We start from the raw sequence: 16,368 nt of genomic DNA, 5'->3' as shown, positions 1-16,368 counted from the left end.
AAAAAATGTATATTTAAAAAAGAACATTAATGTTACATTTTGCTTGACATGAAGGACTTTTAAATAAAGAAAAACTAAGATGTATTTAGAAATAATTCTGCTCTAATTATGATAATTACTATCATATATTAAAAGGGGAGAATATGAAATATAAAAAGATACTTAAAATATCTATATTTACTGCACTTGCTTTACAAATGCAAGTATTAGCAGATGAAGTAAAAAAAGATTTAGTAAAAGACAGTAAGTCTTTAGGTACAGTTGAAGTTGTTTCATCAAATAATAGTGAAGATACAAATTCTTATACAATTGATTCTATGAATACTTCTACAAAATTGAGTTTATCTGTAAGAGATACTCCACAATCTGTAAAAGTTTTGACAAATGAATATATTGAAGACTTAGGTGTATCTTCATATCAAGATTTACTAAATAATGTAACAGGAGTTACTTTAAACAGATGGGATGAAAGACTTTATCCTACTGCGAGAGGATTTGATATTGATTATTATCAGTTAGATGGAATCCCTACTTATAGCATTTCTTCTTCTGATCCAGATTTATCAATATATGATAGAGTTGAAATAGTAAAAGGTGCAAATGGTCTTATGACAGGTGCGGGAAATCCTGCCTTGAGTTTAAATTTTATTAGAAAACATGCAAACTCAAAAGAGTTAAAAGGTGATATTAACTTATCCGTTGGATCATGGGAAAATTATTCTTCAACAGTCGATATTTCAGGACCACTTAATAGTGATGGTTCTATAAGAGGTAGACTTGTTGCTAAACATGAAGATAAAAATTCGTATATGGATTTTTATGAAAAAACTACTGATGTTTTATATGGTGTTGTAGATATGGACTTAACTGATACAACATATTTATCTATTGGAGCTTCTTATGAAAAACTTGATAGAAGTGGAATTAGATGGGGTGGATTACCTGCTTTTTATTCAGATGGTACAAGAACTGATTTTGATAGATCAAAAACTGTTACTTCTGATTGGACTTATTGGAATCAAAAAACAAAAAGTATATATCTTGATTTAAAGCAGTATGTATATAATGATATTTCTCTTAATTTAAATTATACTCGAAGACAAATCTATGATGATACTGCTTTATTATATTTTGGCGGTACAGTTGATAAAGATACTAATCTTGGTGTAGGGTATACTCCATTAGCATATTCTAATGATTCTTATAACAAAGAGAATAATATTGATATTTATACTTCAATTCCTTTTGATTTTAATAAACTTGGGCATGAAATTATTGCAGGATTTTCATATAATAAATATCAAACAGTAAGTAATTATTCGGGATATCCTTCTACAGGTGTATCTACTTTAGATTTCAATAATATAAATATTTCTGCACCTAGTATGGATTATTCTTATCCTACAACACCTGATGATACTATACAAACAGGTACTTATTTAGTAGGTAAATTTTCTTTAATGGAACAATTAAAATTAATTGCTGGAGTTAGATTAACTAATTGGAAATATGAAAATGATGAAGGTAATGGAAATCGAGAGTTTAAAAATGAGGTAACACCTTATGTTGGTTTAATCTATGATTTAAATGAAAACCATTCTATATATGCAAGTTATACAGATATTTTTAAACCACAAAATAATAAAGATGAAAATGGAGATTATTTAGATCCAAAAAGTGGAGAGAGTTATGAAACTGGAATAAAAGGTGAATATTTTGATAATAAATTAAATGCTGCATTATCTCTTTTTAGAATAGAACAAGATAATGTTGCAGAGAAGATAGACGGTGTTTTTGTTCCAGGTACAACAGATTCTGCATATAAAGCAGTTAAAGGTGTAGTAAGTAAAGGTTTTGAAATTGAATTAGATGGAGAAATTACTGATAATTGGAATTTAAACTTTGGTATTGCTTATTTTAAAGCCGAGAATGCAAATGGTGAGAAAGTTTCAACAGATTCTTCTCAAACTACAGCTAATTTATTTACAAAATATACTATAAATGACTTTAGTATTGGTGGTGGAGTAAACTACAAAAGTAAATATTATACAGGAACAGGAGCAACTCAAGTTACTCAAGACTCTTTTTTCTTAGCTAATGCAATGGCTTCTTACAAAGTTAATAAAAATATAAAACTTCAATTAAATGTAAATAATATTTTTGATAAAAAATATTATTCAGGAATAGGGGCAAATAGTATGGTTTATGGTGACCCAAGAAATGCAACATTAACTTTAAAATATACATTTTAATTAAGAGGAAAAAAGTAATGAAAAATAAAGCTTTATTAAGTTTATCACTGGTTACAGCATTATTCTTGCAAACAAATGGATTTGCTAAAGAAGATGAAAAAGAAAGTAATCTAGGTTCAGTTTTAATATATGGAGAGAAAGAAGAAATAACTTCCGCAACTAAGCTTGATATGACAATATTGGAAACACCTCAAATTGTCTCAGTTATATCTGATGTTCAAATAAGTGATTACAACTTAAAAGATGTAAGTACAATACTTGAACAAGTTCCTGGGGTAAGAGTTGAAAGAACAGAGACAGATAGAACTTATTATAATGCAAGAGGTTTTGATATTGTAAACTTTCAATATGATGGAGTGGGTGTTCCTACAAGTGGAACATTTCATGGAATAGAAGATACCTCAGTTTATGAACAAGTGGAAGTTGTAAAAGGAGCTACCAGTATTATAAGTTCTTTATCAAATCCTTCAGCAACTGTAAACTTTGTTCGAAAAAGACCAACAGCTGAAACACAAGCTTATATATCAGCTTCTTATGGAAGTTGGAGTCAAAAAAGAGTTGAAGGTAATGTCTCTGGAACTTTAATTGAAGATAAATTAAAAGGTAGATTAGTTGTTGCAAAAGAGAAGGGCGATTCTTATTTAGATAGATATTCAAGTGATGTTACATCTTTCTATGGAGTTCTAACAAGTGATTTAACTGATACTACAAGAGTTACTTTTGGACATAGTATTAATGATAATAAAAATAAAGGTATTTCTTCAGGAGCTTTACCTTTATTTTATAGTGATGGAACGGTAACTGATTATGATGTGTCTACAAATACTGCTCCAGATTGGGCAAGAAAAGATTTAACTCTTTCAAAAACTTTCCTTGAACTTGAACAAGATATAAATGCTAATTGGATAGCTAAGGCCATTTATTCTCATAATGAACAAGATACAGATTGGGATTGGTTTTATTTATCTGGAAATCCTGATAGGGGTACTAATACAGGACTTTATTCTTTAGCTTCAAGATATGAGGAAGAAAAGAAAGTAGATGTTGTAGATGTTTTTGCTTCAGGTTATTTTGAAGCCTTTGGTCAAGAACATAAATTAGTAGTTGGAGTAAATCATGCTAATATTGATACTACTGCAAAATCAATATATCCTTCTACGGGAGGTACTTATTTCCCAATAGGAGGTGATTGGGTAAATGGAAATGTCTCTAAACCTGAATTAAATAACTATAATGCAGCTACAAGTAGTACGGATACTACTGAAAAACAAACAGCTTATTATATTTCTTCAAGGTTAAATATATTAGATAATTTATCTATTTTATTAGGTGCAAGGGCAATTGACATTCGGCAAGATGGTATTTCGTATGGAGCTTCTCAAAAAGTTGATGAAAATGAAGTTGCTTCTTATTTTGGAATTACTTATGAAGTTATTCCTGGAACTATGTTGTATTCAAGTTATAGTGAAGTTTTTAATTCTCAGCCTTATGTAAATGAAAGTTTAAACCCATTAGGACCAGTAGAAGGAAACAGTTTTGAAGCTGGTATAAAACAAGAACTAAATGATGGAAATGCGATTTTAACTTTATCTTATTTTAAATCAGAGCAAGAAAACTTAGGTGAGTATGTAACTCAACACTCAACAGGTTTAAATATTTATGAAGGAATTTCAGTTGAAAGTGATGGTTTTGAGTTAGAGTTAGCTGGAGAAGTATATGAAGGTTTAAACTTAAGTATGGGATATACATACATAGATGTTAAAGATAAAGATGGAAATGATGCAAGAAGATACATTCCTACTAAACAGTTTAAAGTATCAACTGCCTATGAAGTTCCTAGTATGTCAAATCTAAGACTTGGAGCTACATTAAAGTGGCAAAATGAAATTTATAGTTCTAATACAGAGGTTCAAGGAAGTTATGCTTTAGTTGATATGTTTACTCAGTATAAAGCTACAAAAAATTTAAGTGTATTATTAAATATAAATAACATTACAGATAAAAAATATAAACAAACAGCTCAATGGGGACAATCAAATTATGGTGCTCCAAGAAATGCAACACTTACTTTAAAATATACATTTTAAAACACGAAAAAGAATAAAGTAAATTTACTTTATTCTTTATCTTTAATACCTTCTTCATGAGATTTTGAATGTCCTTTATCATTTAAATATAGACTCTTTCTGTCTTCACTTATTTTATAAGCAGCACCAAATCCTAGTACAAGGTTACCTTCTTTAGGCATTAATTTGTAAAATCTAAAATCTTTCATTGCAGGGAAAAATGATACTGCTTCTTTAAACTTATCTTTAAATAATTGGTGGATTTTTTCATTTTTAGAATCATTTTCTTCAAATTTTTCTACATTTGCTTTAAAGTACATTCTTTTTCTTGCATAAATATGAGAAGCTTTACTTTCATCTTCAATAAATAAAATATGAGCTTTTTTTGTTGAATACATATTATGAGAATGTGGAACAGCAGTACTAATAAAAACGTAAAAATTACCTTCTTCATCTTCTACAAAAGGAGAATAACTTGCAAATGGTTCTCCTTCTTTACTCACTGTTGAGAGCATTACTGTTTGAATATTTTTTGTAAAGTTTTTTAATTCTTTTAAACTTTCTTCTTTTGATATCTTTTTCATTTTTGTCCTTTTTGCAAAATTATAATGTATAAAATTTCATATAATATAAATTTTGAGTATTAATAGTTGTGATAAAAAATTGTATTTTTAAGCACAATTATGAGTATGACTATTAAAATTAATAGAATATTCAATATAATACGCTATGCCAAAGGAAGAGTATAAAAATTTAAAAATTCTATATGTAGAAGATGAAGATAATATTAGAACTAATGCCGTATCATATTTGAATCGTTTATTTAACAATGTATTAGAAGCAAAAGATGCTTTTGAAGCAATTGATATTATAAATAAATATAAACCGAATATTGTGATTACTGATATAAAAATGCCAAAATTAAATGGTTTGGATATGGTAAGAAAAATAAGAGAATATGATAAAAAAACTCAATTTATTGTTTTAAGTGCTTTTACGGATAAAAACTATTTACTTGATGCTATTGATTTAGGTTTAGTAAAATATTTAACTAAACCAATTCGTCATGAAACTATTTATCCCTTACTTTTAGAGTGTGCTAAGAATATCTTTAAAGATAAAAATAGCAAAAAATATTTTTCTAAAACTTGTTATTATGATGTATTAAATGATGTATTAAACTATGAGAATCAAATAATTAATCTTTCTAAAAATGAACAAAAGCTTCTTAATCTTTTATGTGAGAAGTTCCCAAGAGCAGTTACTTATGAAGAATTACAAAGTTATATTTGGAATGGGGAGTATATGAGTGAAAATGCTATAAGGTTATTAGTTAGAGATTTAAGAAAAAAGCTTCCTGATAACTGCATAAGAAATATCTCAAAATTGGGATATAAAATAGAACTGATTGCATGATAAAATATATATTTTCTTTTTTACTATTTTTTTCAACTCTTTATGGAAAAAATTATTATTCTAAAATTGTTGAAAATGCTTATATCTCAGAAGATTTTAAAATCTATAAAGATTTACAGTATTCAGAGTATCAAAATAAAAAAATAAATAAATTTTCAATAAGACTTGATTTAAAAAATATAAAGAAAAATACTTATTATATGACTGTTATTTCAGATATAGACTCTTTAGTTTATACAAATTTACCCTATATTAGACAAAATAATATTTTAATTTTAAAAATAAATAAAAATACCCCTGAAAAGATTTTTTTCAACTATTCATACAAACAAGCTAAGATAGCTGAATTTAGAATTAATCTTATAAATGAGTTTGAATATAAATATTTATTACACTACGAAGGGATTTTATATGGACTTGCATATGGAATTATCTTTTCTGCTTTTTTATATTATCTAATTATTTATATTTCTTCAAAGCGAAAATGTTTTTTATATTACTCTTTAATGCAATTTTTTGTGTTACTATCTTTAGTAGGTTTTGTTTATTGTAGTTTTAAATCCTATCCTAATGAAGATTTTATTTACACCCAAGCCTTTGTGGATATTTTTGAGACTTTAGGATTTTTATTTACCCTTTTATTTGCAAAAGAGATTTTAAATACAAGAAAAATAATGCCTAAAACAAATATAGTATTAAACTTTTTTATTCTTTTAAATGTATTAGATATTCTTGCAATTTCATATTATAAATATTCTATTCTTTATGAATATATGCCTTTTTCTTTTGGTTTTTTAGTTCCTTCTTTTGCTGGATTTATAGCAATACTTAATAAAAATAAATATGCAATTATTTATACTTTGGGCTGGGCTTTAATGTTTATTTTAATTTTATTAATTGAAAATTACTATTTTCCAATAAGTGGAATATATGCAATTCATCTTGTTGCTCCTTTAGAGTCTTTGGTTTTTAGTTTTGCTTTAGCTTTAATGTTAAGAGAAATAGTTAATGAACAAAATGAAAAAGAGAAACTTTTAATTCATAAAAGTAAGCTAGCTTCCATGGGAGAAATGATAAATAATATAGCCCATCAATGGAGACAACCTCTAACTCACTTAAGTTTTATTAATATGAATTTACAATTAGCTTCATCCCAAGAACTTAGTAAAGAGTTTGTAAATGAAAAAATAGAGGAGTCAAATGAACAAATAGACTTTATGTCAAAAACAATTGATAGTTTTAGGGATTTTTATAAGCCAACAAAAGAAAAAGAAATTTTTTGGGTAGCAGAAGCTGTAAAAAAATCTATAGAGATAATAAAACCTCTTTTAGAAATTTATTCAATACAAATTAAATTAGAAGTGATAAAAGATAAGCAGATAAAATCCTATGAAAATGAATATTGTCAAGTTATTTTAAATCTTTTAACAAATGCAAAAGATGAATTAATTAATAAAAAAGTTAATAATGCAAGTATTTCTATAAAAGTAGATGTTAAAAATAATAAAAGTGAAGTAAAAGTTTGTGATAATGCAGGTGGAATTAGCTTAAAAAATATTAATAAAATTTTTGAACCTTATTTTAGTACAAAAGAAAATGGAAGTGGAATAGGTCTTTATATGTCAAAGACAATTATAGATTCCCATTTTAAAGGGGAACTTTTAGTTTCAAATAAAAAAGAGGGGGCTTGTTTTAAGATCTTGGTTTGATTCTTTTATAATCCTGCTTGTCATGTGAGACTTTTCATTAAAATGCAATTTATATATTATAATATATAATAATATATTGATATTAACTATTAATAATATTTACAAGGCATCTATCATTTATGAATAAATTAATCAATTACTTTTTAAAGAACTCAAATTTAAATCATACACTCTTGTTGTTTATTTTTGTTATGGGGATTTTTTCTTTTATAAAAATACCTAAAGAGATTTTTCCAAGTACTCAACTAGAAGCTCTTAGGGTTACAGGTTATTATAATGGTGCAAGTGCTCAAAATCTAAATAATTTTGCAGTTTCAGAAATAGAAAATCAAATAGAATCAATTGCAGGTGTTGAAAAAGTATCTACTTTTATCTCTTCTGGATATTTTAGTATTAAAGTAGAACTTCAAGATATGGCAGATAAAAGTGAAGTGACAAATGATTTAAAAGATGCTGTAAGTATTGCAAAAAAATATCTTCCAAGTGATATGGATGAACCTACTGTTTCAAGTATTAATTCTCAATGGTCACTTCTTAGTATTTCATTAAGCTCTAGTTCTGTAAATAGAAAACTCTTACAAGATATTTCAGAGAATCTAAAATCTTCTTTAATGCAAATTGATCATATCAGTCAAATAGATATTTATGGAGACTCAGATTTACAAGTAAGTATTATCTTAAATCATAAAAAAATTAATAGCTATGAATTAAATAGTACAAGTATTATAAATGCCATTAGAGAGTTGTCTTATATTTATCCTGTTGCTAATATTGAGCAAGTTGGGAATCATATTTATCTAAGTGCAAAAAACGATAAATTTGATAAAAACTTTTGGAAAAGTGCTGTACTTGAAGTTGATAATAAAAAAGTATTTTTAAAAGATATTGCTGATATAAATATAGGGCTTCCTTCTCAGGATACTATTGCAAGACTAAATGGAAAAAATACAATAAGTCTAAGAGTCTATAAGGATAAAGTAGGGGATAGTATTAAACTATCAAAAAGAGTTAGAGATTTAGTAGAACAAACTCAAAAAAAACATAAAGATATAACTTTAACAATTACAAATGATAATTCAATACCTATTAGTGATAGAATAAAAACTATTATTTCAAATATTACTTTAGGATTGATTTTAGTAGCTTTTGCTATGTATATTTTGATTAGTGCAAGACTGTCTTTCGTTATTGTTCTTGGAATACCTTTTTCTTTTATTATAGGTTTAATTTTTATTGAACTTATGGGTTATAGTTTAAATATGATGTCTATGATGGCAATGCTTATTGCCCTTGGTATTGTAGTTGATGATGCAATTATAGTAAGTGAAAATATTCAAAGATATTTAGATGAAGGTGAAAGTAAAGAAGAAGCTATATTAAAAGGAACTAAACAAATGATAGTTCCAGTAATAATTGCAGGTATGACAACAGTATTTGCTTTTTTACCTATGCTTTTGATTAGTGGAGAAATGGGACTTCTAATGAAACTTGTTCCTATAGTAATTTCTTGTTTAATTCTATCTTCTATTATTGAGTCGTTTTTATTTTTACCTTTACATTCAAAACATATATTAAAAGCAAAAGAAAAGCAGTTGGACTGGACAAAAGTTTATAATCTTTATGAACGTATTTTGCACAAAACTATAGAATATAAGAAAAGTTTTTTAATAGGGTTTTTTATACTTGTTTTTTCTATTATTTATTTAGTAATTTCAAATAGTAGATTTCAGTTTTTCCCTGATATGGATTCAAATAATATTATTTTATCTGTAAAACTTAATAAATCTATGCCTTTACATAAAACTGATGAAATAGCAAAAAAATATGAAAAACTCTTATTGGAAAGTTCAAAAAATATTTATATAAAAAATATTGATAGTTATATTGGTTGGTATAGGGATATTACAGGTTCTAGTGAGACTATTGAAAATGGTTTTACCATTTTTGTAGTTTTAGAAGATTTTAGAGATGAAAACTTTATTGAAAGTTATATAAATCCAGTATTAAATCTAAGTTTTGACTTTGAAAGGAATAATAAAACAAGATTAATCAGTACAAATGAAGCTATGAATAGAATTCAAGAACTATTATTACCTTTATTTAAAGATGATAATGTTTTAGAGCATAATGTAATTACAAGAGGAATAGGAGTTGTTCAAACAGATATTGAAATACTATTAAGTTCTGATGACACTACGATGCTTATAGAAACAATTGGAGATATTAAAAATAAACTAGAAAATATTAAAGGTGTAAAAGATATAAGTGATAATACAAAATTAAGTGATAATGAATATAAATTTAAAGTAAATCAATATGGGAAAACTTTAGGTTTAACAGATACAAAAATAGCAAATGCAATAAATAATTTCTTTTTGGAAAAAGAACAAACCACTACTTTTAATAAAGATGGAATAGTAAAAGTTATGACAAAATCCTTGTATAAAGATAATTTTGAAGAGTTGAAAAGATTCCAAGTTCCTTTTGGTAATAATCAATTTGTTTTATTAGATGAGGTTGTTAATTTTACTATTGAAAAAAACTTTGAAAGAATAGATAAAGAAGATGGGAAAATTTATAAAAAAATATTTGCAAATGTAGATAATACAATAATCAATGCCAATGAAGTATTGAAAAAACTTGAAATAGAGTTTGAGAATGCAAGAGAAAAGGGTATTGTTATAGACTTTGGTGGAGAAAAAGAAAAAAGCGATAAAATGGCATTTGATTTATTAAAAGCTTTTTTAGTTGCTATGTTTTTGATTTTTATAACTTTACTTATAAACTTTCCTTCTTTTAAAAGTGCTTTTGTGATTTTATCTGTTATTCCTTTTACAATTTTAGGACCAATTGTTGGACACTTTATTGTAGGAATAAATCTAAACTCACAATCTCTAATTGGAATGTTAGGATTAGCAGGAGTTGTTATAAATGATGGAATTGTTATGCTTGATTTTTTACAACATAGTAAAACGAAAGAAGACTTTTTCTTAAAAGCAAAACAAAGAGTAAGACCTATACTTATCACTTCTATTACTACTATGCTTGGATTATTTACTTTAATATTTTTCCCAAGTGGAGAATCTGTTATGTTACAGCCAATAGCTGTATCACTTGGTTTTGGAATCCTTTGGGGAACAGTTTTAAATCTTATATATGTACCAGCTTTTTATGCAACTTTATTTAAGATAAAAAATTAAGGAATCTAAAAAATAGATTTTTCTAAATCAATATTTTTTGAAATTTCATTTTTATTTAATTGCTTATTCTGGGAGTTGAGCTGTTTAAGTCTTTGGTTTTTAAATTCTTTAATTTTATTATTCATAGAGTTTGAACGATAAAAAAAGTTTGATTTATCTAAAGAAGAGATATTTAGTGATTTTGTCTTTAAGTCATATTGGTTTTTGTCCATAAAAATGACACCTCTTTGCTCTTCTTTCTTATATAGAATATTATGTTCTTCAGAATGATGAATAACAATAGAAGGATCATCTTTTGAGGGTAATCTAGTTTTTTTAAATAAAAGTTCTTTGGTATTAATCATTTTATTTAAATATTGATTAGCAATATTCTTACTATAAAAAGATAAACCATTTTTATCATATCCCCCACCAATATCAGTGTGACAACCAGGAAGAGATATTTGAAGTTGATTCTTGCCTTGGGCAATGTGAGAGAGAGGGAATAAATCTCTATATTCATTATTAGCATTAATTTGTAAAGCAGAGATTGTAGAATTTGATAAAGAGAAGTTTTCTTTCATATAAGTAGTAACAGGATCATAAAGAAGAACAGCTTGAGGAGTTTGTCCAGGTTTGATTAGATAGTCTCCTGTCAATACTTTTTCTCCATCTTTCCAAACTTTATTTATAGTATCTTTTATTCCTTTTTCATGAATCATTTGATTAAGTAAAGCAATAACACCAGAGCCTCTACTAAAACCGACTTCAACAATAGAGATATTAGCTTTTGGATCATTACTTTTCCAAATATTTGCTTGCTTAGAAAAACTTTTATATAGTCTTTCAACTCTTTTTTTATGAGAGAAAGAAAAAGCAGCATCAACTTTAGCCATGGTTTTATCTATAATATTTCCTTTTCCTTCATAAGTTCCAACTCCTGTTACATATTCAAATTTTATATTTATATTTTTATTATCTCTAAGTTCCTCATGAAGTTTAGCAACATTGGTATATCTTTTAGGATCTTTTAAATCATTTTCAGTTCCATCAGCTAAAGCAATAAAAAGATAATCATGTTTGTTTTTTTCATCAAAGATTTTAGGGATTTTAAAAGAGTTGAAACTGTTTAAATTGTCATTATAAAGTTCCCAATCTTTTTCATCTAAAGAGTGAGAAGATACATTTTTTTTAGAAAGAATATTTCCCATTTATTAAAACTCTTTAGTATATACTTTTTCATGGTACCTGATAGTTTTTATTTTATTTGTTCCAGGAATTAGTGTATCTATATCAACTATAGTATAAATATTAAGAGTTCTATTAATTATTTCTAAAATAATACCAGGATCATCTTCTAAAGGCTCTTCCCAAATAATTAGATCTTCTAACTCTTTTGGATAAGGAATAGTCTTATCAGGAAAGATATCATTAAAATCAAAACTATATTCAATTGGATTATCATTATAATCATGCCAAGTAAGTCTAACTTTTCCAGCAAAAACAGGAAAAATTCCCATATTTGCCCTCATATCCTCTTCATCTTCAGAAGTTTTACTAGGAGCTAAATTTCTTGGCTCATCATCAAACTCTTTTGTACGATTTCCCATAAATAAATTGCTATATCTAAGAGAAGCATCACTTGCTTCATAAATATCAAAACCTAAATCATGATATTCACTAAATTTAATAATATGTTCTTCTGCCATTATCTTAACTCCTAATAAGTGTAAAGTAAATAATATTAATAATATTTTATTAATCAAAGTATCTCTTTATTTTATATAAAAATAAATTATATCTTTTTTTTCTTAATGTTGTTTACTTTTATTCTTTCAATTTTCAAATACCCAACAATCTTTTTTTATTGGAACATATTTATAATATGCTGTCTCATTATCTCCAAACATTTTTACTTTTGTTTCTTTTCTTGGTAATTGTCTAAATTCTTTTTCTGAGATTCTTTCAAGAACTGTACCTCTGTTCCATTCTTCAAGTATATACCATTCTCCTGAACAAGTATATTTAGGGTTTAAGTAAGTATATGAACTACTCATTAATAATTCACAAGATCTAGTAAGCTCAGGATTAATTCTTCTATCTCTTTTATAATATTCTCCATACTCTATTCGATTTAAATTTTCAATAGAGCAATTTTCCGTTATATAAGGGATTATATTGTCTCTTAAATTTTGAAACTCTTTATCTGCTTCTGCACTATCTCCAACAGGGCAAAGAGCTAAAAAATCTTTTCTTGCTTCTAAGGTATCTTCTGCTTTTTTTCTAAGTATAGAAAAATATTTTTCTATTGATGGTTCACATTCACTTGGACGATTTGAAGTAGATAAACAAAGAACAGCTTCACAAGCTAATTTTTTATCTCCTGTAAACTCAGCAAATGAAAAATCTTGACTTAAAAGTGTTGTTGTAAAAATAGAGCTCATTAAAGAGCTCACTATTATTTTTTTCATTTTTCAACCTTATTAAAAAATAGTATATTTACTGTATTAAAATTTTCTTCCTTTGGAACAACTGGTTGGAGTTTAATTGAAGCTGTAACTTGATTATTTGTAAAATAATCTCTATAATCTGTTATTAAATCATTTCTACCTACTATAATTATCTCTTTTGCATTATGTGCAACTAAAAAAGTTTTAACAATTTGTTCATTACTAAAAAGTTCTTTATCTTTTTTTGTTGCATTAACTTGATAAGTCCAATTATTTGTAGATAAAAAAGGATCTTTTGGTACACTTGCAGTTTGTTTTAATAAAAGAGATTTATTAATAGTTAAAGAAGATCCTTTATCCCAGTTTTCAACTGGTTTAGGATCTGGTGCTTTTTGAGAGCACCCACTTAATAATAATCCAGTAATTGCTAAACTTCCTAATAATTTTATTTTATTCATTTTTTATCCTTTTATATTTTTTATTTGTATATTTAATTCATTGCTATTAACAGCATTTTCTAATTGTTCTCTATTTGGTAGACCTTTAACTTGCTTTAATTGCAAGCATACTTTTTTAAACTTATCCATAAAATATTGATCATTGAAGTAAAAAGATTTACTGCAAAAAATAGGTTTCTCATTAGCCATTGTAATAAGTTCATTTTCTTGCCCCATTTCTCTTAATTCTTGCGGTAACATTAAAGCTCTTCTTGCTTCACTTTTATTTTCTCCTCTTGTACCATGTTCTAAAACACTCCTACCACTTGAGTATGATTTAGATTTTATTACCCTTGTTGTATCTCCTAATCTCTTCGATAATTTCTCCGATTCATCTACATCATCAGGAGCAAAAAAGATTTTTAATTTATGATTGTTTAATAAAGTTTTTGCCCCTTCTCTTCCGTATCCCTCGGGGGTAGGTGCTTCGAGTTGTGAAATTGATTGGAAAATTGTCATAAGTCTTATATTGTATGCAGCAATATAAGAAACTGCTTTTAAAAGTATAGGCATATAACCGATACTTGTAAATTCGTCCATAAGAGCTAAACAAGTGTATTTAAGTTCTTTATTTTTAACTGGTAACTCTTTAGTATTTAAAGAAATAAATTGAGAGAAAAAGATATTTAAGATAGGTTTACTTATTTCTAAATTATCAGGGGTAATTCCTAAATAAATTGTCATTTTCTTTTTTCTTACATCTTCTAAACTAAAATCACTTTTACTCGTTGCGGTTCTTATTGGTTCATTTCGATAGATCAATAAAGGCGTATTAAATGTACTTTCAACAGATGATTTAGTATTTACTGATTTGATATTGATATAAGAGCCTAATCTTTCTTTTGCTTCTTCTGATAGAATTTCTAAAAATATTAAGTATTCATAAAGATCATCAAGACCTTTTAATGTTTGTGCTTCTTCCTCTTCTACTTCTCCAGTATCATCATCAATATAACTTTCTGATTCTTGTTCTATCTCAAATCCTTCACTAAGTTTAAGAATACCATACATTGTAAATTCTACATTTAATTCATAATCTTCTAAAAATTCTTTTCCTTTACTTGTAAGAGCTAAATCTTTATATAAATAACAAAGTCCAATAAAAAGGTTTTGGGATTGAGAGTTAAAGAATTGGTTTTGTTCTGAACCTTGAAGAGGATATAATAAATTTGCAAAATCTAATAGTTGTTTATCTCTATTTTCTATATCTTCCATATTAATGACACTTAAAGGGTTATAATGATTTGTTTTATAAGAAAATGGATTAAATAAGTAAACATCATTTTGTAATACTTCTTTTCTATATTTAGCGGTATAATCAAAACATTCTTGTTTAATATCAAGAACCACACAAGATTCTTTCCATTCTAATAAATTCGGTATAACAATAGAAACACCTTTACCACTTCTTGTTGGAGCTCCTAAAGCTACAAACTCTTGAGTATCAAATCTTAATAACTTACCTTTAAATTTTCCGACAATAAGTCCAGATTGAGAAAAAAGTTTCATTTTTACAATTTCCCACTTTTTAGCAAATCTTGCTGATCCATGTAAACTTTTACCTTGTGGAAGAAATGGAATTATTGAGACTAAAACTGTAAAAAATAAAAAAGTATATAGAAAAGAAGAGTAAGCAAGAGGATAATTTTGAATTAAAGCTTTATACGTAAAAGTGTAATTATAGTATTTTGCAATATCCCATAAACTCATATCATTTACAAGGAAAATTACTACACCACTTATAAAATAAGTACAAAATAAATCAACTATAAGTAAGAAAGTTACTTTACCTTTATTTAGAGCTAACATTGTTTGCCCCTTTAAAATAAATATCTGTAATTACTCTTTTACCTTTATGTGCTGTCATATGAACAACAATATCAATAACATCTTTTAAGTTTTTTTGTATTATTTCAAAGGGTAGTTTTTGCCCTTGAGGGTTTTGTAAAGTCATTAGTCCTAATCTTGTAAATGTTTCATTAACCGACCCTGCATGACAAGAAGTCATTGAACCCCCATGACCGCTTGATAATACATTGATAAAATCGTAAGTTTCCGCTCCTCTTAACTCTGCTAAGAGTATTCTATCAGGTCGCATACGTAAACAAGATTTTAATAAACTTGCACTTGTTAAAAAATCTCCTTCTTTTGCTTCACTAGGGTAAAATAATTGTACATAATTTTTGTGCTTTGTAAATTTTATTTCCTCTACATCTTCAATTGTTATAATTCTTTCGTCCTCAGGAATAAAATCAATTAATGATTTCATAAAAGTAGTTTTTCCGCTTCCTGTTTCTCCTGCAATTACAATATTTTTACCATATTCTACGGCTTTTTTTAGAAACTGTTCAATTTCTTTTTTTTCATAATGTTCTAAAAGCTCTTGATCTTTTGGATTAGTTTCATTGTCTTTTATCTGTATTAACTCTTTGAACATACCTTGTTTTTTATAATCATCTAAAGTATAACGAGTGTTAGATGGTTTTCTAATAGTTATACTAATAATATCTTTTTTAGTAGCTGGAGGAATAACAATTTGTGTCCTTTCTCCATTTACTAAAATAGCACTTAATATTGATTTTGTTTCTTTTATAACATCTTCTTTAAAACTTGCTGCACTTGTTGCAAAAGCAAAAGAGGAGTCGAAATTAAGTAATGTAATATGTTCTTTCCATTCTCCTTTATAGTTTTGAGTAAAAATAGAATCTCCACCATTGTAAGCAATTTCTAATATCTCATTATCTTCTAAAAAGTCTCCAAAATATTTTTTTGCATATTTTTTTAAAGATATACTCATAG

At 26.6% G+C, this 16,368-nt stretch carries 12 protein-coding genes; 5 read left to right on the top strand and 7 right to left on the bottom strand.

The window, feature by feature from the left end; translation table 11 throughout:
* Window positions 1–143 precede the first annotated feature (143 nt).
* Together CP965_RS05460 and CP965_RS05455 are read left to right on the top strand one after the other, a co-directional pair.
* Entirely contained in the window at window positions 144–2,252 is a 2,109-nt protein-coding gene (locus tag CP965_RS05460; protein WP_129061069.1) for a TonB-dependent siderophore receptor, read from the top strand.
* A gap of 17 nt (window positions 2,253–2,269) precedes the next feature.
* Window positions 2,270–4,339, top strand: coding sequence for a TonB-dependent siderophore receptor (locus CP965_RS05455; RefSeq protein ID WP_129061068.1), 2,070 nt, complete (start codon window positions 2,270–2,272; stop codon window positions 4,337–4,339).
* Between the two features lie 29 nt (window positions 4,340–4,368).
* On the opposite strand, the gene CP965_RS05450 is transcribed toward CP965_RS05455, so the two are convergent.
* A complete protein-coding gene (locus tag CP965_RS05450; RefSeq protein WP_129061067.1) occupies window positions 4,369–4,902 on the bottom strand; it encodes a HugZ family pyridoxamine 5'-phosphate oxidase in 534 nt (177 codons plus the stop codon).
* A gap of 145 nt (window positions 4,903–5,047) precedes the next feature.
* On the opposite strand from CP965_RS05450, the gene CP965_RS05445 reads away from it, so the two are divergent.
* The 3 genes from CP965_RS05445 (at window position 5,048) to CP965_RS05435 (ending at window position 10,643) form a co-directional block, all read left to right on the top strand.
* Window positions 5,048–5,734 carry a response regulator transcription factor gene (locus CP965_RS05445; RefSeq protein WP_129061066.1) on the top strand — a complete coding sequence of 229 codons (687 nt, stop codon included), beginning with the start codon at window positions 5,048–5,050 and terminating at the stop codon, window positions 5,732–5,734.
* Window positions 5,731–7,443 (top strand): sensor histidine kinase, encoded by a 1,713-nt coding sequence (locus tag CP965_RS05440; RefSeq protein WP_129061065.1) that lies wholly within the window; start codon window positions 5,731–5,733, stop codon window positions 7,441–7,443. The genes CP965_RS05445 and CP965_RS05440 overlap by 4 nt, the downstream gene beginning before the upstream one ends.
* A gap of 119 nt (window positions 7,444–7,562) precedes the next feature.
* Window positions 7,563–10,643, top strand: coding sequence for an efflux RND transporter permease subunit (locus CP965_RS05435; RefSeq protein WP_129061064.1), 3,081 nt, complete (start codon window positions 7,563–7,565; stop codon window positions 10,641–10,643).
* 5 nt (window positions 10,644–10,648) lie between these two features.
* Here CP965_RS05435 and CP965_RS05430 read toward each other — a convergent pair whose 3' ends face one another.
* The 6 genes from CP965_RS05430 to virB11 all read right to left on the bottom strand — a co-directional run bounded on the left by CP965_RS05430 (window position 10,649) and on the right by virB11 (window position 16,366).
* A complete protein-coding gene (locus CP965_RS05430) occupies window positions 10,649–11,833 on the bottom strand; it encodes a phospholipase effector Tle1 domain-containing protein (protein ID WP_129061063.1) in 1,185 nt (394 codons plus the stop codon).
* A gap of 3 nt (window positions 11,834–11,836) precedes the next feature.
* Entirely contained in the window at window positions 11,837–12,331 is a 495-nt protein-coding gene (locus CP965_RS05425) for a hypothetical protein (protein WP_129061062.1), read from the bottom strand.
* A gap of 126 nt (window positions 12,332–12,457) precedes the next feature.
* Window positions 12,458–13,093, bottom strand: a complete 636-nt coding sequence (locus CP965_RS05420; protein ID WP_129061061.1) for a TrbM/KikA/MpfK family conjugal transfer protein — start codon at window positions 13,091–13,093, stop codon at window positions 12,458–12,460.
* Window positions 13,090–13,530 carry a cag pathogenicity island Cag12 family protein gene (locus CP965_RS05415; RefSeq protein WP_129061060.1) on the bottom strand — a complete coding sequence of 147 codons (441 nt, stop codon included), beginning with the start codon at window positions 13,528–13,530 and terminating at the stop codon, window positions 13,090–13,092. Before CP965_RS05415 ends, CP965_RS05420 begins: the two co-directional genes overlap by 4 nt.
* Before the next feature lie 3 nt (window positions 13,531–13,533).
* Complete coding sequence (locus CP965_RS05410) at window positions 13,534–15,378, bottom strand: type IV secretory system conjugative DNA transfer family protein (RefSeq protein ID WP_129061059.1); 1,845 nt, start codon at window positions 15,376–15,378, stop codon at window positions 13,534–13,536.
* A complete protein-coding gene (gene virB11, locus CP965_RS05405) occupies window positions 15,362–16,366 on the bottom strand; it encodes a P-type DNA transfer ATPase VirB11 (RefSeq protein ID WP_129061058.1) in 1,005 nt (334 codons plus the stop codon). Before virB11 ends, CP965_RS05410 begins: the two co-directional genes overlap by 17 nt.
* Window positions 16,367–16,368: the final 2 nt, after the last annotated feature.

This window comes from Halarcobacter mediterraneus (assembly GCF_004116625.1).
GTDB lineage: Bacteria > Campylobacterota > Campylobacteria > Campylobacterales > Arcobacteraceae > Halarcobacter > Halarcobacter mediterraneus.
This window is presented reverse-complemented; position numbering and strand designations above follow the sequence as displayed.